Annotated in this window: 17 protein-coding genes; 6 read left to right on the top strand and 11 right to left on the bottom strand. The window is 71.0% G+C overall.

Features of this window, described 5'->3' with window-relative positions:
• The first annotated feature begins 33 nt into the window (after positions 1-33).
• A complete protein-coding gene (locus tag H4W80_RS28085) occupies positions 34-1,674 on the top strand; it encodes an acetolactate synthase (RefSeq protein ID WP_192787826.1) in 1,641 nt (546 codons plus the stop codon).
• 3 nt (positions 1,675-1,677) lie between these two features.
• Here H4W80_RS28085 and H4W80_RS28090 read toward each other — a convergent pair whose 3' ends face one another.
• Positions 1,678-3,264 (bottom strand): serine/threonine-protein kinase, encoded by a 1,587-nt coding sequence (locus H4W80_RS28090; RefSeq protein ID WP_192787827.1) that lies wholly within the window; start codon positions 3,262-3,264, stop codon positions 1,678-1,680.
• 251 nt (positions 3,265-3,515) lie between these two features.
• Between H4W80_RS28090 and H4W80_RS28095 the strand changes: the two genes are divergently transcribed.
• Positions 3,516-3,902, top strand: coding sequence for a thioesterase family protein (locus tag H4W80_RS28095; RefSeq protein WP_192787828.1), 387 nt, complete (start codon positions 3,516-3,518; stop codon positions 3,900-3,902).
• Here the strand turns inward: H4W80_RS28095 and H4W80_RS28100 are convergent.
• The 7 genes from H4W80_RS28100 to H4W80_RS28130 form a co-directional block, all read right to left on the bottom strand.
• Entirely contained in the window at positions 3,892-4,104 is a 213-nt protein-coding gene (locus tag H4W80_RS28100; protein WP_192787829.1) for a biotin/lipoyl-binding carrier protein, read from the bottom strand. The genes H4W80_RS28095 and H4W80_RS28100 overlap by 11 nt on opposite strands.
• Positions 4,105-4,136: 32 nt before the next feature.
• Complete coding sequence (locus tag H4W80_RS28105; protein ID WP_318787092.1) at positions 4,137-5,492, bottom strand: acetyl-CoA carboxylase biotin carboxylase subunit; 1,356 nt, start codon at positions 5,490-5,492, stop codon at positions 4,137-4,139.
• A 97-nt stretch (positions 5,493-5,589) separates the two neighbouring features.
• Positions 5,590-6,882, bottom strand: coding sequence for an HD-GYP domain-containing protein (locus H4W80_RS28110; RefSeq protein ID WP_192787831.1), 1,293 nt, complete (start codon positions 6,880-6,882; stop codon positions 5,590-5,592).
• Positions 6,879-8,228, bottom strand: a complete 1,350-nt coding sequence (locus H4W80_RS28115; protein ID WP_192787832.1) for an HD-GYP domain-containing protein — start codon at positions 8,226-8,228, stop codon at positions 6,879-6,881. The genes H4W80_RS28110 and H4W80_RS28115 overlap by 4 nt, the downstream gene beginning before the upstream one ends.
• Before the next feature lie 225 nt (positions 8,229-8,453).
• Positions 8,454-9,395 carry an NAD-dependent epimerase/dehydratase family protein gene (locus tag H4W80_RS28120; protein ID WP_192787833.1) on the bottom strand — a complete coding sequence of 314 codons (942 nt, stop codon included), beginning with the start codon at positions 9,393-9,395 and terminating at the stop codon, positions 8,454-8,456.
• 9 nt (positions 9,396-9,404) lie between these two features.
• Positions 9,405-9,632, bottom strand: a complete 228-nt coding sequence (gene rsrA, locus H4W80_RS28125) for a mycothiol system anti-sigma-R factor (protein WP_378526207.1) — start codon at positions 9,630-9,632, stop codon at positions 9,405-9,407.
• Between the two features lie 35 nt (positions 9,633-9,667).
• On the bottom strand, positions 9,668-10,273 hold the full coding sequence (locus tag H4W80_RS28130; protein ID WP_173526616.1) for a sigma-70 family RNA polymerase sigma factor: 606 nt from the start codon (positions 10,271-10,273) through the stop codon (positions 9,668-9,670).
• A 234-nt stretch (positions 10,274-10,507) separates the two neighbouring features.
• Here H4W80_RS28130 and H4W80_RS28135 point away from each other — a divergent pair, with 234 nt between their 5' ends.
• Positions 10,508-11,248, top strand: coding sequence for a class I SAM-dependent methyltransferase (locus H4W80_RS28135; RefSeq protein WP_192787835.1), 741 nt, complete (start codon positions 10,508-10,510; stop codon positions 11,246-11,248).
• Positions 11,249-11,335: 87 nt separating this feature from the next.
• On the opposite strand, the gene H4W80_RS28140 is transcribed toward H4W80_RS28135, so the two are convergent.
• Together H4W80_RS28140 and H4W80_RS28145 are read right to left on the bottom strand one after the other, a co-directional pair.
• A complete protein-coding gene (locus H4W80_RS28140; protein WP_192787836.1) occupies positions 11,336-11,668 on the bottom strand; it encodes a TraR/DksA family transcriptional regulator in 333 nt (110 codons plus the stop codon).
• A gap of 154 nt (positions 11,669-11,822) precedes the next feature.
• Positions 11,823-12,569 (bottom strand): SOS response-associated peptidase, encoded by a 747-nt coding sequence (locus H4W80_RS28145; protein WP_192787837.1) that lies wholly within the window; start codon positions 12,567-12,569, stop codon positions 11,823-11,825.
• A 340-nt stretch (positions 12,570-12,909) separates the two neighbouring features.
• Between H4W80_RS28145 and aroA the strand changes: the two genes are divergently transcribed.
• The 3 genes from aroA (at position 12,910) to hisN (ending at position 16,658) form a co-directional block, all read left to right on the top strand.
• Complete coding sequence (aroA, locus tag H4W80_RS28150) at positions 12,910-14,220, top strand: 3-phosphoshikimate 1-carboxyvinyltransferase (protein WP_192787838.1); 1,311 nt, start codon at positions 12,910-12,912, stop codon at positions 14,218-14,220.
• A 251-nt stretch (positions 14,221-14,471) separates the two neighbouring features.
• The gene (rsgA, locus tag H4W80_RS28155) at positions 14,472-15,515 is read left to right on the top strand and encodes a ribosome small subunit-dependent GTPase A (protein ID WP_192793781.1); all 1,044 of its coding nucleotides are present in this window, start codon (positions 14,472-14,474) and stop codon (positions 15,513-15,515) included.
• A 309-nt stretch (positions 15,516-15,824) separates the two neighbouring features.
• Positions 15,825-16,658 (top strand): histidinol-phosphatase, encoded by an 834-nt coding sequence (gene hisN, locus H4W80_RS28160; RefSeq protein ID WP_378526206.1) that lies wholly within the window; start codon positions 15,825-15,827, stop codon positions 16,656-16,658.
• On the opposite strand, the gene H4W80_RS28165 is transcribed toward hisN, so the two are convergent.
• Positions 16,648-18,339, bottom strand: a complete 1,692-nt coding sequence (locus H4W80_RS28165; RefSeq protein ID WP_192787839.1) for a right-handed parallel beta-helix repeat-containing protein — start codon at positions 18,337-18,339, stop codon at positions 16,648-16,650. The genes hisN and H4W80_RS28165 overlap by 11 nt on opposite strands.
• Positions 18,340-18,396 lie beyond the last annotated feature (57 nt).

Below are 18,396 nucleotides of genomic sequence, written 5' to 3' on the forward strand. Positions count from 1 at the left end.
TTTACTCCGGTGACTGGTTGGTAAGTTCCGGGCATGGAGTCCGCGAAGCACGCCGGTGACGCCGCTGTCGCCGTTTCCAAGGCCTATGGCGTCGAGACCATGTTCACACTGTCGGGAGGACACGTCTTCCCCCTCTACGACGGCGCCGTACACGAGGGCATGCGCATCCTCGACGTACGCCACGAGCAGAGCGCGGTCTTCGCCGCCGAGGCGACCGCCCGGCTGACCAGAAAACCGGGCCTGGCCGTGCTGACCGCGGGCCCCGGCATCACCAACGGCGTCAGCGGCGTCGCGACCGCCCACTTCAACGGCTCCCCCGTCGTCGTCATGGGCGGCCGGGCGCCCCAGTCGCGCTGGGGCAGCGGCGCCCTCCAGGAGCTGGACCATCCGCCGCTGCTCAAGCCGATCACCAAGCTGTCGTTCACCGGGACCGACGCGGAGTCCGTCGGCCAGGACGTCGAGATGGCCTTCCGCACCGCGGTCGCGCCCCACCGCGGCCCGGTGTTCCTCGACTTCTACATGGACCACCTGTTCTCCCCCTCGGCGCCGCACGAGGTGCGGACGCAGACGCCGTCGCCGCTCGAGCCCGACCCCGACGACCTGGCCGCCATCGCGCGACTGCTGGCCGAGGCCGAGCGGCCCGTGCTGGTCTACGGGTCGGACGTGTGGATGGACCGGGCCGAGGAGGCCGCGCGCGACTTCGCCGAGACGTGGCGGCTGCCGGTCATCCCCAACGGCCAGGGCCGCGGCATCCTGCCCTCGGGCCACGAGCTGCTGGTCACGCGGGCCCGCAGCGTGGCGTTCAAGCAGGCCGACCTGGTCATCGTGATCGGCACGCCGCTCGACTTCCGCCTCAACTACGGCTGGTTCGGCGGCAACGACGCGCTGGCCCGCGTCGTGCACATCGCCGACGCGCCCTCGCAGCTGGCCACCCACATGCAGCCGGCCGCGTCCGCCGCGGGCGACCTGTCCGTGGTGCTCTGGAGTCTCGGCACCGCCTGCGGCGACGCCGGGGTCAAGCCCGACACGTACGCCTCCTGGGTGTCGAAGCTGGCCGACACGGCCGCCGCGGCCATCGCGGGCGACGCCGAGCTGCTGGCCTCCGACTCCGACCCGATCCACCCCATGCGCGTGTACGGCGAGCTGGGCAAGGTCCTGGCCGACGACGCCGTGGTCATCGGCGACGGCGGCGACTTCGTCTCCTACGCGGGCAAGTACGTCGAGCCGAAGCAGCCGGGCAACTGGCTCGACCCCGGCCCGTACGGCTGCCTCGGCACCGGCCTGGGCTATTCGGTCGCCGCCCGCCTGGCCAGGCCGTCCTCCCAGGTGGTGCTGCTGCTGGGCGACGGCGCCGCCGGGTTCTCGCTCATGGACGTCGACACCCTCGTCCGCCACAGGCTGCCCGTCGTCATGATCTGCGGCAACAACGGCATCTGGGGCCTGGAGAAGCACCCCATGCAGCTCCTGTACGGCTACGACGTGGCCGCCGAGCTCCAGCCGCAGTGCCGCTACGACCAGGTCGTGACCGCGCTGGGCGGAGGCGGCGAGCTGGTCACCAAGCCGTCGGAGATCGGGCCGGCGCTGCGCCGGGCGTTCGACTCCGGCATCCCGTACATGGTGAACATCGCCACCGACCCGCAGATCGCCTACCCCCGCAGCACCACTGGGGTGTGAGAGCTACGACTTCGGCGTGGCGCTGGGCGAGGGGCTGCCGGTGCTGTCCCCTGGGCAGACGCCGTCGACGATGATCAGCGTGACCGGCTTGGTCACGTCCTGCACCGTCCCACCTCCCGGGAGGGTCCCGCTCACCTTCCCACAGCGCATGCCGTTGGAGGTGGAGGTCCGGTCGTCGGGGATGATCTCCTCGAAGCCCGCTGCCTCGACCATCTCCTGCGCCTGCAGGAACGGCATCCCGACCACCTTGGGCACGCGTACCCTCTTGACGGTCGGCGTCGGGGTGCTCGTGGGCGTCTTGGTCGGCGTCTTGGTGACGCTGGGCGTGCTGGAGGGGGTCTTCGTCGGCGTCTTCGTCGGCGGCTTGGTGTCCTCGGTCTCCGTGGGCCTCGGCCGGTCGGTCGTCGGGTCGGGGTCCGGAGTCGGCTCCTCCGTGTGGATCTTCGTGGGCTTGGTCTTGGACGGCTTGGGGCTGCTCTGCGACCCGTCGCCCAACGGAGAGATGGTGCTCGTCGGTGCGGGCTCGGGGTTCATGCCCGTCAGCGCGATCGCGGTGGCGCCCGCGCCGAGCACCGCCGCGACGGCGATGCCCGCGATGAGCCCGGTCCTGCGCGGCGCCTTGGCCGCGCGGCGCCCGCCCGGGCGCCGGTCGGCCATGGTCGTCGTCTCTTCGGCGGGACGCGCCTGATGGGCACCCGTCTGGTACGCCTCCGCCGGCGGCGCCATGGTGGCCCCGGTGTTCGGCACCGGCGGCTCGGGGGTCGGGGCGGGCGTCTGCCCGTTCGCGATGGCCTTGGCCGCCTCGCTCATGGCCCTTGCGGTCGGGAAGCGCCTGGCCGGGTCCTTCGACAGCGCGACCTCGACCAGCGTGCGCACGGCCTGGGGGATGTCGGCGGGCAGCGGCGGCGGGGCCTCGCGGATGTGCTTGAGCGCGATCGTGACCGCGCTGTCGCCGTCGAACGGCCGCTGCCCCACCAGGCACTCGTACGCGACCACGCCGAGCGCGTAGATGTCGACCGCGGGCGTGACAGGGGCGCCTTCGGCCTGCTCGGGGGCGCAGTAGGCGGCCGTGCCGAGCACCATGCCGGCGTCGGTCAGCCGGTTGGCCAGGTCGGAGCGGGCGATGCCGAAGTCGGTCAGCACCAGCGTGCCGTCGCGCTGCACGAGCAGGTTGCCCGGCTTGACGTCGCGGTGCACGATCCCCCGATCGTGGACGGCCTGCAGCGCCGACGCGGCCTGCGCGATCAGCTCCATGGCCGGTTGCGGCGGGATCCGGCCCAGCCTGGCCAGCAGCCGGTCGAGCGGCTCGCCGTCGACGAACTTCATCACCAGGTAGACGGTGTCTTCGCTGACGCCGTAGTCGTAGACGTCGACGACGCCGCCGTGGTTGATCGTGGCCATCGCCCGCGCTTCCCCCTGAAAGCGAGCGACGAACCCGGGGTCCTGCGTACGGCCGGGGAGCAGCACCTTGACGGCGACGGTGCGGGCCAGGACGATGTCCTCTCCGCGCCACACCTCGCCCATGCCGCCGGCGCCGATGCGGGTGTCCAGCCGATACCGCCCCGCCAGCGTCGTTCCTTGGGCCACCATGACTCCCCCGTTACCCCCCTACACCAGTAACCTCTTGCACCCCGCGGCTCTCCAACAAAGCGAACTTTCGTCGCGGACAGGTCACACAGTGGTCACGGAACTCAGAGAGTGTACGACCCACCTGTCTCACATGCCACTCAAATGCCTTAAGCCGTACACACCCTATCCTGGGCCCTTATGCCCGCACTTGTCCGCGTTTCCGGGAAGTCAGCTGACCCGTTGGACAGGCGCGACCACCGTAGGCTGACCCCATGACGCTCGCTCCGGGTCTGCGCGCCCAATTGCTCATCATGGTCGAGATGTCGGACACCGCGAAGAAGGTCGGCAGCGGGGACGTGCCGGTGCTCGCCACGCCGCGGCTGCTCGCGCTGGCCGAAGCGGCGACCGTACAGGCCGTGGAGAAGCACCTCGCGCCGGGCGAGACGTCGGTCGGCACCCGGGTCGAGCTCGAACACCTGGCCGCCAGCCCGCTGGGCACGCACGTGCAGATCGGCGTCGAGCTCACCGAGGTCGACGGGCGGCGGCTGGTCTTCGCCTTCGAGGCCCACGACAAACACGCCGTCGTGGGCCGCGGCACCATCGAACGCATCGTCGTCGACCGCGCCCGGTTTTTGGCTCGGTCGCGATCTACTGGATGACCGCGATCAGGTCGCCTTCCTGGATCACGTCGCCCTCGGCCACCTTGAGCTGGGCCACGACGCCCTCTTCCTCGGCGAGCACCGGGATCTCCATCTTCATGGACTCGAGGATGACCAGCGTGTCGCCGTCGGAGACGGTGTCGCCCTCCTTGACGACGACCTTCCAGACGTTCGCAACCATCTCAGCGCGTACCTCAGCCACCGGAACTCCCCTCTGGAATCAATGTACTCACCTTAGGCCCGCATCCGCCCAACCAGACCAGTGTCGTAGACACCAGTAACAAACTCCGCGTTGTCCAGCAGCTCCGCACAGAACGGCAGGTTGTTCTTGGGCCCCTCGACGACGAACGCGTCCACCGCCTTGCGCCCCTTCTCCAGCGCCTCGGCGCGGGTCTCGCCGTGGACGCAGAGCTTGGCCAGCAGAGGGTCGTAGAACGGGGTGACCGTGTTGCCCGCCGCGTAACCGGAGTCGACGCGCACGCCCGCTCCGCCCGGCTCCACCCATGCGGTGATCGTGCCGGGTCCGGGCAGGAAGCGCCGGGGATCCTCCGCGTAGACCCTGAACTCGATCGCGTGCCCGGTGCTCGCGGGCCGCACCTCGGGGCTCTCGCCGGCCGCGACGCGCAGCTGCAGCTCGACCAGGTCGAGCCCGGTGACCAGCTCCGTGACCGGGTGCTCCACCTGCAGCCGGGTGTTCATCTCCAGGAACACGAAGTCCTGCCGGTCGGCGTCGACCAGGCACTCGACGGTGCCCGCGCCGAGGTAGCCGACGGCCTCGCCGGCGCGCACGGCGGCGGCCAGCATGCGCTCGCGCAGCTCGGGGGTGATGCCCGGGGACGGCGACTCCTCGACGACCTTCTGGTGGCGGCGCTGCACCGAGCAGTCGCGCTCGCCCAGCGCCACGACCCGGCCGTCGGGCAGGCCGAGGATCTGCACCTCGACGTGGCGGGCCCGCTCGATGTAGCGCTCGAGCAGCACGGCCGGCCCGTCGAGCGCGTCCCCCGAGAATCTCGCGGCCGCCCTGGCCGCCTGCTCGAACGCCTTGGCCAGGCCCTCGTCGTCGTGGGCCACGCTCATGCCGATGCCACCGCCGCCGCCCGCGGCCTTGACCATGACCGGATAGCCGATGGCGTCGGCGGCCTTGAGCGCCAGCGACAGGTCGGTGACCGGCTCGCGGGTGCCCGCGGCGACCGGCACGCCGGCCTTCTCCATGAGGTTCCTGGCGTTGATCTTGTCGCCCATCTTGTCGATGGCCTCGGGCGAGGGCCCGATCCACACCAGCCCGGCGTCGATCACGGCCCTGGCGAACGCGACGTTCTCCGCGAGGAACCCGTAACCCGGGTGAATCGCCTTGGCACCGGTCGCGCGGGCCGCCTCCAGCACCTTGTCGGCGTCGAGGTAGCTCTGCGCGGGATTGGCCGGACCGATCAGCACGGCCTCGTCGGCCTCGCGCACGAACGGCAGGTCGCCGTCGGCCTCCGAGTGGACGGCGATGGCACGCAGCCCCAGCCGCTGGACCGTGCGGATGACCCGCCGCGCGATCTCCCCTCGGTTGGCGACCAGAACGGGTCCGAGCGTCTCAATTAACACGCCGACCACACTAGAGCCGCGACCGCCGCGGCTCCTTTCCCCCTAAACCACCGATCCGGCGATCATGATCTGTAGGAACCCCACAATTCCGTACGGGCTAGACACGCCCGCGGTCGATCACCCGGGTGAGCGCCTCGATCGCATGAGGATCGTACGCGCTGCCCGACGACAGGCGGATGCGCTCCAGCGCGGCCCCGGCGCGGTCGCGGTCGGTCGAGGGCCCCACCAGGTCGTCGTAGGCGTTGGCGACCTTGATGATGCGGCTCGACAGGGGCGGGTCGTCGGTGATCGGATCGCACTGGCGCCGCACCACCTCGGCGACCCGGTCGAGCACGCCGGTCTGCCTGATCACCTCGGCGCCCAGCTCGGCGATGCGCCGCGCCTGGTCGGGCTCGGTGAGGACGGTGGCGCCGCCGGGGATCGGGTCGCGCAGCGAGAGCTGGCCGATGTCGTGCATCAGCGAGGCGTACTCCAGCTCCAGCAGCTCGGGCTCGGACATGCCCAGCTCCCTGCCGATCGCCACGGCCAGGCGGCTCACCCGGCGCGAATGGCCGGGCTCGACATAGCCGCCGACCTCCGTGACCCGCGACAGCGCGCGTACGGTCTGCAGGTAGGTGGCGCGGATCCCGGCGTACTTCCTGAAGGCCACCTGCGTGACCAGCAGCGGCGCCGCGAACACCAGCAGCGCCACCAGGTCCATGCTGTGCGTGGCCAGCGCGAGCAGCACGCCCGACGAGGCCACGGCCGCGCCCAGCGGGAAGGCCATGTTGACCTCGTCGCGCACGGCCACCCGGAACGAGGTGCGCAGCCGCTCGGCCCGCAGCAGCGCGGCGATCAGCACGTCGATCAGCAGGGTGATCGCGATGAGCGTGACCATCACCGCGAGCGCCGGCCACCAGGTGCTGGTCGGCGGCTTGGTCAGCAGGTAGAGCGGGTCGGCCAGCGGCCGGAACGCGAAGGCCAGCAGCGCGCCGGTGAGCAGCCGCCGCGCCATCGCGTCCAGCCGCGGCGGGCGGCCGACCGCCAGGTGCGGGAGCGCGCCGGCCGCCATGCCGACCGCGATCACGGCGACGACCTGCAGGGCGGAGTGGCGCAGCGGGTTTTGGCTGAGGTCGAGCAGCAGCGTGTAGCCCAGCGCCGCGGCGGCGCCGATGGGCGCGACCTCCCTGTTGCCCGGCATGGTGAGCCTGGCCAGCTCGCCGACCGCGATCAGCGCCCCGAACCCGACCGCGATCTCCGTGCGGTCGAGCCCGACGGCCGCGGTGTGGGCGACGCCGGCGATCGCGACCAGCCCCGCCGCGCAGATGAGCAGCAGCTGGCCGGAGTCGAGCCGGCGGAAGACCGTGTTCAGAGAGCGTTCTGCGCGCCTGGGGCGCTCGGTGGTTATCATTGCCCGGTCACGACCTCGATGGGCATGGTGGGATCGTCGTGGTCCTTGATCGGGGTCTCGTCGGGCGGCGGCGCCTCGACCTTGCGCGGCGGCTGCCACGGCTCCCGGTCGAGCACGCGGATGAAGGCCGCGACCATGACGGGGTCGAAGTGGGTGCCCGAGGTCTTGCGCAGCTCGTCGAGCGCCTCCGCGACGGGTCTGGCGCCCCGGTAGGAGCGGTCGGAGGTCATCGAGTCGAACGCGTCGGCCACCGCGATGACCTTGGCGAACTCGGGGATCTCGTCGCCGGCCAGCCCCATCGGGTAGCCGGTGCCGTCGTGGCGCTCGTGGTGGTGCATGATCCCGGCGTAGGCCTCGTCGAGGAAGCCGATGCCGCGCACGATCTCCAGGCCCCGCATGGGGTGGAGCTGGATCGCGGCGAACTCCTCCTCGGTGAGCGGCCCGTCCTTCTGCAGCACCTTGGTGGGCACCCCGAGCTTGCCCACGTCGTGCAGCATGCCCGCGTAGCGGATGGCCCGTACGCGCTCGGGGCCCATGCCGATCTCCTGGGCGATCATGGAGGAGGCGAGCGAGACCCGCGTGCAGTGGCCCCGCGTGTAGTAGTCCTTGGTCTCGACGGCCTGGCAGAGCGCGGCGATCGTGGCGTCGTACGAGCGCTGCTGCGCGTGATATTGGCCGAACGCCCACCGCGCCACGAACAGCGGCAGCAGCACCAGCACCGCCGAGATCGACTGCACGGTCGCCCAGAGCCCGGCCACCAGCAGCCCGAAGGTGCCGTATCCGAGATAGGACAGCAGGAACTGGGCCATGCCGCGCAGCGGCACCTCCGTGGCCCGCACCCGCGTGGCCAGCCCGATCATGGTCAGCGTGAGCGCGATGTTGAGCGGCACGAAGACCGCCATGGCGGCGGCGTAGGGGCCGATGAGATCGTCGAAGGCGTTGACCTGGGGCACGCCGACCTGGCCGTGGAGCGACTCGTAGACCCGCCCGGCCACGTAGCCGCAGATGGCGAACTGCGCGCCGTTGAACAGCCGTTTGATCAGCGGCAGCCCGGGCCGCACGCTCACCATCGCGGTCAGCCCCACCACGGCCGCGCCCTCGGGCCCGATCAGCACCACCGCCGCCAGCGAGGCGGAGAAGCTGACCGACACCGCGAACTGCTCCACGTTGAGCAGCGTCGGCATCGACTCGCACACCAGGAACAGCAGCGCGAGCACCAGCAGGACGTCGAGGTCCTCCGGGGCCACGGGAGCCCCGGAGACCATGACGCTGCGCACCATGAGAGCGACCGCCGCGCCGATCACGGCGACCAGATAGACCCTTGCGGGCCACGGCAGATCACGCATTGCGGCCCCCTACGGACATCAGGTCCAGGACACCCCTGGGGGAAGCGCTCCCCCAGCGATCAGCATGACCACAGGAGTGAGCATGACGACGGCCGTGAGCAGCCGGGCGACCATAGCCTTGAACATCCACATGCCTCCACGTCGAGTTCTGGGGTTCAACGCTACAGAAGACGACGTCCCCGCAAGGGCGGAGTCGGAAATCGCAAGCAAAGCGTAATCAAGCCACTACTTCACGCGACGATTTCGGGCCCATTCGACGGTTTTCTTCACACCTGTCGGCAGGTCCGTACGCGGCTGCCAGCCGAGCCCTTCGTGGGCCGGCACCGGATCGACCGCCATCGCGGGCAGATCGCCCACGCGCGGCGGCGCGAACCCGGGCTTGTCCTGAGCGCCCGCCGCGTCCGCGATGAGGGAGTGGAGGCGGCGGTCGGTGGTCTGGATGCCGGTGCCGAGGTTGAACCTGCGGCCGTCGCCACGCTGCCCGAGCGCCTGGACGAAGCCGTCGACCACGTCCTCGACGTAGACGTAGTCGCGGGTCTGGGTGCCGTCGCCGTAGACGACCGTGGGCGTGCCGCTGAGCAGCGCGTCGGTGAAGATCGACACCACGCCCGCCTCGCCCTCGGGCGACTGGCGCGGGCCGTAGACGTTGGAGAGCACGAGGGTGGTGTATTCGATGCCGTGGAGGGCGCGGAACGCGGCGAGGTACGTCTCGCCGCTCAGCTTCGACGCGGCGTACGGCGAGCGCGGGTCGGTGGGCGCGTCGCCGGGCACGGGGATCGTGCCGGGCCTGCCGTAGACGGCCACCGACGAGGCGAACAGCACCTTGCGGGCCCGCCCTTCGTGGGCCGCGGCGAGCACGGACGCGGTGCCCTCGACGTTGATCCGGGCGTCCCGCCTGGGCTCGGCCACGCTCTTGCGCACGCTGATCTGCGCGGCCAGATGGCAGACGACCTCCGGCTGCAGCTCCCCGACCAGGCCGGTCAGCGCGGGGTCGAGCACGTCGAGCACGTGCAGCCGGAAGTGGCCGCTGGAGGCGGCTCCGGCCAGGTTTTCCCTGGACCCTGAAGACAGGTCGTCGACCACGTCGACCTCGTGCCCCTCGGAGAGCAGGCGATCGACGAGATTGGACCCGATGAACCCGGCACCCCCGGTGACCAACACGCGCATGGGGGAATCCTAGTCGGCCAGCTCCGCTCTGACCTGTGCGATGCGGGCGAGGACTTTGGAGCGCAGATCGCCGGGGACCGGGTCGCAGCCGCAGTGCTTGTGCACGAGCGCCTTGATCGCCTTGTCCAGGTCGTATTCCTGGAGGCACGGGCTGCATTCGTCGAGATGCACGCGGATCTCGACGACGTCGTTCTCGGTCAGCTCGCCGTCGAGATAGGCGTAAACCTTGTCGAGCACCTCACGACAGTCGGTGTCATGCGGGTTGCCACAGCTCATTTCGATCCCTCCGCCGGGACCAGACCCCGCTCACGAGCATAGTCCTCAAGGAGGCCCCGGAGCTGCCTGCGTCCTCTGTGCAGCCTCGACATCACGGTGCCGATCGGAGTGCCCATGATGTCGGCGATCTCTTTATAGGGGAAGCCCTCGACGTCGGCCAGATAGACCGCGATCCTGAACTCCTCCGGAAGGGCCGCCAGCGCCTGCTTGATGTCGCCGTCGGGCAGGTGCTCGAGCGCCTCGACCTCGGCCGACTTCAGCCCGCTGGAGGTGTGCGACTCCGCCCGCGCGAGCTGCCAGTCCTCGATCTCCTCCGTGCCGGACTGCTTCGGCTCACGCTGCTTCTTGCGGTAGCTGTTGATGAACGTGTTGGTCAGGATCCGGTAGAGCCACGCCTTGAGGTTGGTGCCCTCCTGGAACTGGTGGAACGACGCGAACGCCTTGGCGAAGGTCTCCTGAAGCAGATCCTCCGCGTCCGCGGGATTCCGGGTCATCCGGAGCGCGGCGGAGTAGAGCTGCTCGAGATACGGCATGACATCCCGCTCGAATCGCTCGCTTCGCTGCTCCAGCGTCTCCGCGCCTGTCGCGGGCACCGGACCCACCCCCCTAAGATCACCGGTGGCCGGCTGTTGCGGAACACCGTACTCAGGGGAGGATACCCGCTGGCCGGTGCCTTGCCGGTCAGTGGGGAGGGGTCTCGCCATAGTGAGCATGCTCGTCGCAACACGCCCGCGCCCTTGTCTGTTCCCGCAAGATAGAAGGTACGAAGCACCCGGTGCGGGGAACGTCCATACGTACCGGCTGGTAGCCCTTTACCCGGAACTCAGGAGTCGCGTGTGCTGCCCATTCCGGCCGAGGAACTGAACGGCTCAGGGACGCTTGGGCCGTACTGGACCTTCTACCGCGCCGTCGCCGCCGAACAACTCAACCGCTGGCTCCCCGACCAACCCTCCGTCGTCCTCGATCTCTCCGGCGGCCGCGGGCGCTGGTCCGGCCAGGTGGCCAGGGCAGGGCACAAGGTGATCGAGGTGCTCGACTTCCGCCGCACCGGCGACGCGCGCTCCGGCCTGCGGGACGCCGACCGGGTCCGGCACGTACGCGCCGACGACCTGGCGTTCCTGCCGGACGCGAGCGTGGACGCCGTGCTCGCCGAGGAGCGCGTGATGTCGATCGAGCTGATGGCCGAGTCGGCGATGAGCGACGTGGCCAGGGTCCTGCGGCCGGGCGGGCGGGCGCTGGTGTGCGTCGACTCGCTGGTGCTGGGCATGGCGATCCTGGCCGAGCAGGAGCAGTGGCAGCACCTGCGGCAGACCGGCGAGGTCATGCTCGTGCCGTGGCCGGACGGCAGCATCACGCGGTGCTTCAGCAGCGGGCAGCTGCGCGAGCTGCTGATGGGCGCCGGGCTCGAGGTGGAGTGGATGCGGCCGCGCACGGTGCTGTCGCCGTCCACGGTCGACCACGTGCTCGGGGCCGACGCACGCGCGCTCAACTACCTGGTGCGTACGGAGCTGGAGGCCCATCCGGACGACGACGACACGGTCGGCATCCACCTGGTCGCCAGCTGCCGCAAAAGCTGACTCCGCCCGGCTGTGGAGAGGTGTGCCGCCGTTCTTCGTGTCCGGCGGCATCCCCGCTCGTTCTTGCTGGGCGGGATCCCCGCTCGCTCAGCGGCGTCGCTCCCGCTTGCCCTGGCACTGCACGCACCGCGCGGCCTCCGGACGGGCTTCCAGCCGCCCTTCCGGCACCGGCTTGGCGCAGTCGACGCACCGGCCGTACACGCCTTGTTCCAGGCGCTTGATGGCCTCGACCACGGCGCGCCGCTGTGACGCGGCCACGGTCAGCATGGCCTGGGCCCGATCGGCGTCGGTCAGGTCGGAGCCTGCGTCGGCCGCCGAGTGCTCGCGCACGGCGACGGGGTCGCCCTGGAGGACCCCGATCGATCGGTCCAGTTCCGCGAGCATGTCTTCCAGCCGCTCACGAGCGGTCGTGACGTCCACGAATCCGCACCTCCGGGTGAATCACGGCAACCCGCGGCTGGGACTCCCCGGTTGTCCCGCCCGGTGCAATTAGGGGCATTTATGGCGGTGACACCGAGTAAACGGATGCATCGCTTTCCTCACCGGATGCCCACTTACCGTGCTTCTTACACCTTTAGAAAAGTGCGGTTTCTTCCTCTTCCGGTAGAGGTTTGATGAGGTCCGGGCCATTGTTTCGGACGTTGTTGACGTCCGTGGAGACCGGATACGCCGTGAGCCGCCCCTGCTCGGCCGGCACCAGCAGCCGCGAGGCCTGCTCGACGTCGGTGACCTTGGGGTCCAGCCACTCGGCCCAGCGCTCGCGCTCGATCATCATGGGCATCCTGTCGTGGATGCGGCCGAGCTCGTCCTCGGCGTCCGTGGTGATGACGGTGCAGGTCACCAGCCATTTGAGGGGATCGTCGTCGGTCCGGGACCGGTCTTTCCAGAACTCGTACAAGCCCGCCATCGCCAGCACCCCGCCGTCCTCGGGATGGATGAAGTACGGCTGTTTCTTTTTCTTCTCGCCTTCGACCGGCATCCACTCGAAATAGCCGTCGGCCGGGAGCAGGCATCTGCGCTTGGCGAACGCCTGGCGGAACGACGGCTTCTCGGCCACCGTCTCGATCCTGGCGTTGATCAGCCGGGACCCGATCGACGGGTCCTTCGCCCAGGCGGGCACCAGGCCCCACTTCACGATCCTGAGCTGCCGCACCGCCCGCTGGGCCTCCTTGGGCACCCGGCTCAGCACGGCGTAGACGTTCTTGGTCGGCGCGACGTTGTAGTCGGCCCCGAGCTCTTCCTCGGGGTCGCCGTCCTGCTCGACCTCGAACTCCTCCAGCAACTCGTGCTTCTTGCGCGCCGACGCGTATCTACCGCACATAACCCCACACTGCCACGTACGGTACGACTTTCGCTCGCCTGTCCGCCTCGGGTCGCCCATCCCCTGTCCGCGTCGGGTCGTCCGTCACCCAGCCGCCTCGGAGCATCCGTCACCCAGCCGCCTCGGATCATCCGTCACCCAGCCGCCTCGGATCATCCATCGTCCGGCCGCCGACCCCCTGCGACCGCTTACCGCCGGCGTGCCCGGCGCCTCTTTCCGAATACAGGAGGACCGCCTCCGCCGGCACACCGGACCGGCGGTTGTCCACAGGCGCGACGGCGCGCTCGCCGCCGTCCACAGGCTGTGACCCTCGCCCTACCACTCCCAGTACTCTTTGACCATGCCCGCTGCGACCACGCCCACGCCGACCACGCCGCACTGGCCCGCGCCCACGGCGGCCTCTCCGGTCACCGCCACCGTCCCGCTGCCCGGCTCCAAGTCGGTGACCAACCGCGCGCTCGTCCTGGCCGCGCTCGCCGACGGTCCCGGCGTCGTGCGCCGGGCGCTGCGCAGCCGCGACGCGGACCTGATGGCCTCGGCCCTGCGGGCCCTGGGCGCCACCCTGGAGCCCGCCGACGAGAGCGCCGCGGGGGTCGACTGGCACGTGACGCCGGGCCCGATCCGGGGCGGCGCGAGCATCGACGCGGGCCTGGCCGGCACGGTCATGCGGTTCGTCCCACCGGTGGCCGCCCTGGCCGACGGCCCGGTCTCCTTCGACGGCGACCCGCACGCCCGCAAGCGCCCGATGGGCCCCATCCTCGACGCCCTGCGCTCGCTGGGCGCCAGGATCGACAACGACGCGCTGCCGTTCACGATCAGCGGGCCGCTGGCGGGCGGCGAGGTCACGCTGGACGCGTCGGGGTCGTCGCAGTTCGTGTCGGGGCTGATGCTGACGGCGGCGCGGTTCGAGAAGGGCATCACGATCCGCCACGTCGGCCCGCCGGTGCCCTCGCAGCCGCACATCGAGATGACCGTGGAGATGCTCAGGGCGGCGGGCGTCACGGTCGACGACAGCGAGTCCGACGTGTGGCGCGTCGAGCCCGGCCCGATCGCGGCCAGAGACATGACGGTGGAGCCCGACCTGTCCAACGCGGCCCCGTTCCTGGCCGCCGCCCTGGTCACGGGCGGCACCGTGACGATCCCCACCTGGCCCGAGCGCACCACGCAGCCCGGCGACGCCCTGCGCGGCCTGCTCACCGCGATGGGCGCCACCGTGACCCGCTCCCCCGACGGAGCCGACCTGGTGGTCACGGGGCGGCCCACGGGCGAGGTCACCGGCATCGACGCCGACCTCCACGAGGTGGGCGAGCTGACCCCGACGATCGCCGCCCTCGCCGCGCTGGCGACCACCCCGAGCCGCATCCGGGGCATCGCCCACCTGCGCGGCCACGAGACCGACCGGCTGGCCGCGCTCGCCACCGAGATCAACCGGCTGGGCGGCGACGCGGAGGAGACCGCCGACGGCCTGATCATCCGCCCCCGCCCGTTGCACGGCGGCACCTTCCACAGCTACGACGACCACCGCATGGCCACGGCCGGAGCCGTGATCGGCCTCAGGGTGCCCGGCGTGGAGGTGGAGAACATCGCGACGACCGCCAAGACGCTGCCGGAGTTCGTCCGGATGTGGACCGGCATGTTGGAGGCGCGGTGACCCGGCGGCGCCTGCCCTCGGGCGCGGGTTTCGCGCCGCAAAGGCCGGGCACGTCGGAAAAGGGCGGCCCGTGAGGGTCCACCGCCCGTTCGGCGAGGAAGAGATCCACCAGCACGGCGCCACTCCGGCCTGCCCGCGGCGGCGCCCGATCCCCCATCAGCACCGACCGGCCGACGACGCCTCTCCGGCCTGACCGGGGGCGACCGCGCGGTTCATCGAGCGAAAGCGAGCGAGGACATGGGAGCAGACCGCTGAAGAAGCGGGAGTACGACGAGGACGACGTACGGGTCAGGCCGGGCAAGGGCTCCAGGCCGCGGACCCGGATCCGTCCTGCGCATGAGGATGCCGTGCAGGGCTTCGTGGTGGCCGTGGACCGCGGCCGCTACACGACGCTGGTCGAGCCCGAGCGCCCGAAGGGGTCCGCGCAGAAGCGCAAGCAGCAGCCGCAGCGGCGCCTGGTGATGGCCATGAAGGCCCGCGAGCTGGGCCGCAAGGGCATCGTGGTGGGCGACCGGGTGGCCCTCGTCGGCGACGTCTCGGGCCGCCCCGACACGCTGGCCAGGGTCGTCCGCGTGGAGCCCCGCACGTCGATGCTGCGCCGCTCGGCCGACGACACCGAGGACACCGACGGCATCGAGCGCCCGGTCGTGGCCAACGCCGACCAGCTCGTCATCGTCACCGCCCTGGCCGACCCGCCGCCCCGGCCCCGCATGATCGACCGCATCCTCGTGGCCGCGTTCGACGCCGAGATCGACACCCTGCTCTGCCTCACCAAGTCCGACCTCGCCCCGCCCGACGAGCTGGTGGCCCTCTACGAGCCGCTGGGCGTCCCGCACGTCGTCGTGCACAAGGGCGGCTCCCTGGAGGAGCTCCGCGACCACCTGAAGGGCCGCATCAGCGTCCTGGTCGGCCACTCGGGCGTCGGCAAGTCCACCCTGGTCAACGCCCTGGTCCCGGACGCCAACCGCGCCGTCTCCCAGGTCAACGCCGTAACAGGCCGCGGCCGCCACACCTCCACCTCGGCCGTGGCGCTGGAGCTACCGGAGAGCGGCTGGATCATCGACACGCCGGGCGTACGCAGCTTCGGCCTGGCCCACGTGTCCATGGAAACGGTCCTGGCCGCGTTCCCGGACCTGGTGGAGGGCACGGTCGACTGCCCGAAGGGCTGCACGCACCTGGGCCCGGAGTGCGCCCTGGACGCCTGGGTCGCCGCCGGCAACGCCGAGCCCGCCCGCCTCCGATCCCTGCGCCGCCTCCTCTCCAGCCGCGAAGGCACCCTCGACGACACCCCCTGACCCCCACCCAGCGTCCTCGTCCCCCACCAACCGCCCAGCCACCGAGCACCCCCAGCGACGCCCCGCGGGCCCCGCGCACCAACCAGGGCACGCCCCGCACGCGCCCACCAAGTGCCCGCCACCGTGCGTCCAGCCGGGGAGCATGCCCAGCGACGCCACGCGACCCCCGCGCCACCGAGCCACCGGGCCACCGGGCCACCGCACCGGGCACTGCCGCCGTGCCGTGTCGTCACCGTCACCCCTCGGACCCGGGCGAGGGCGACACGGGCGGGATGGACACCGTTACCAGAAAAGGGGCGTTGGTGACTGATGTTCTGTATGGCGGACACGGTAGCGTGGGCGACCGTGCAGGGTTACAACGATGATCTCCGGCTGGCGCACGTCATGGCGGACGCCGCCGATGACCTGACCATGCGGCGGTTCAAGGCGGTCGATCTCAAGGTCGACACCAAGCCCGATCTGACGCCGGTCAGCGATGCCGACCGCGCCGTGGAGGAGGCCATCCGGGGGACGCTGCGCCGCGCCAGGCCGCGCGACGCCGTGGTGGGCGAGGAGTTCGGGAAGACCGGCTGGGGCGCCCGTTCGTGGATCATCGACCCCATCGACGGCACGAAGAACTACGTGCGCGGCGTCCCCGTCTGGGCGACCCTGATCGCGCTCATGGAGTACGGCAGGGTCGTCGTCGGCCTGGTGTCGGCCCCCGCGCTGGGCCGCCGGTGGTGGGCGGCGACCGAGGGCGGCGCGTGGACCGGCAAAAGCCTGACCAAGGCGTCCCGGATGCAGGTTTCGTCCGTGTCGACCCTGGAGGACGCGTCGTTCTCGTACTCCAGCTTCGGCGGATGGGAGAAGACCGGCAAGCTCGACAACTTCCTGGACCTCAGCCGAGCCTGCTGGCGCACCCGGGCCTACGGGGACTTCTGGTCGCACATGATGGTCGCCGAGGGCTCGGTCGACCTGTCGGCCGAGCCCGAGCTGTCGCCGTGGGACATGGCGGCGCTCACCGTGATCGTGGAGGAGGCCGGCGGCAAGTGGACCGACGTCTCCGGCGTGAAGGGCCTGGAGGGCGGCAGCCTGGTCTGCACGAACGGCATCCTGCACACCGAGGTGATCGACCGCCTCAACGGCACCTCCATCATCTCCTGAGGCCCGCCCGGGACTGGATGGCGGCGGTGGCGGCGTCCAGCTCGGCGCCGTCCTTGATCGTCACGTTGTCCTCGTAGCGGACCCCGTCCGGCGGGTTGTCGTGGCCGATGGGGTCGGCGTCCCAGAAGTTGCCCCGGTAGACCACGTTCTCCAGCGGCGGCCCGACCTCCAGGACGGCGGTGCTGTCGGCCCGCATGACGACGTTCCCCTCGACCGTCACCCACGAGGCGCCGTAGTCGGTGTAGAGCCCGAAGTTGTACGGCGTCCGCGTGTCCTTGATGACGTTCCCCTGGACCAGGGCCTGGTTGTCAGGCGAGTCGCCCTGCACCCCGGACAGGTAGATGCCGCCCCCGTCGGCCAGCGTCCCCATGGTGTCCACGGTGAGGTTGCGCAGGACCTGCGTGCCCTCCCCGGGGCCGACGGTGATGCCGCAGTGCGGAACGTCGGTGACCTCGTTGTTGGCGACGACGCATCCGTACGTGCCCGTCACGCCGATCCCCGGCGAGCCGCTGAATTCGAGCCCGATGCGGTGAACCCTGTTGTCCTCGACAGAGGCGTCGCGCGTCCCGGACACCACGATGCCGCCGCCCGACAGGGTGTCGAAGTCGCAGGCCCGCACCACGACCTCGGAACCGCCGGAAACCCCCAGCCCCGTGGCCCCGAGCCGGGTGAACCGGCAGCCCTCGACCTCCGCCCCCACCACGTCCTCGAACCTCACGCACGCGGGAATCGTCACGGACGCGGTCGGATACGTCACGGACGCGCCCTCGCCGATCACCGCCGTCTCGACGCCGCCGCCCTCGTAGTAGCCGCTCCCGTGATAGTGCAGGAACCCTTCCGGACGGCTCGGCCGCAGCCACGTCGCCTCCGCGAACACCAGCCCCTTGAACGCCACGTCCCGCGCCCCCGCCACGCTCACCAGCGTCTCCAGGACCGGCGCCACCACCCGCGTACGAGCGGGATCCTCGCCGGGGAGCGGCAGGTAGAGCAGCACGTGACGCCCGGGCCGCGAGCGGTCGAGCACGAAGGTCCCGGGCTCGCGCAGGAAGCTCGGGTCGTTCTCGATCCTGGTCGGCAGCCCCGGACCGCTCGACGTCTGCCCCGCCCAGACGGAGTTGTACAGCTCGGCGGCCCACCCGAACGCCGGCTGCGCCATCGTGACCACCGTGTCCCCGGACACCGACGCCACCCCGCAGCGCGCCTCGGTCCACGGATAGACGCCCCGGTGGACGAACTCGACGTCCCCCGGGCTCCGCCACCCGAGCGGCTCGTCCGTGACGTAGCCGGTGGCGGTCGCCCGCGCGTCGCCGGGCAGGCCGGGGATCCAGGCGCGCTCGGCCCGGCGGCCGTCCACGTAGAGCTGGCGGGTGTCGAGGTCGCCGACCTCCGCCGTCCAGACGCCGTCCCGCACCTGCCATCCCGTGATCTGCCGGCCGCCGCTGACCACCGCCTCCTCCCGCTCGGGAGTGCCGTGGCCGTACGCCTGGTACACCGTCCCGGAGTCGGCCTCGCCGAGCGCGAACGGCTCCGCCAGCACGTGGATCCCGCCCCGGAGGTGTACGACGGCGCCGCCGGCCGCCTCGCGGGCCGCGGAGCGCGCGCGTCCGAGGGTGGCGAACGGGTCGTCGGCCGAGCCGGGACCCGAGTCGTCGCCGGAGGGTGCGACATGGAAGTGGAACATCGAACACCGCCTTTGCTGTTTATGCCGTACACGTAGTAGTACACCATAAACAGGAGG

Origin of the sequence: Nonomuraea angiospora (assembly GCF_014873145.1) — a bacterium.
Classification (GTDB): domain Bacteria; phylum Actinomycetota; class Actinomycetes; order Streptosporangiales; family Streptosporangiaceae; genus Nonomuraea; species Nonomuraea angiospora.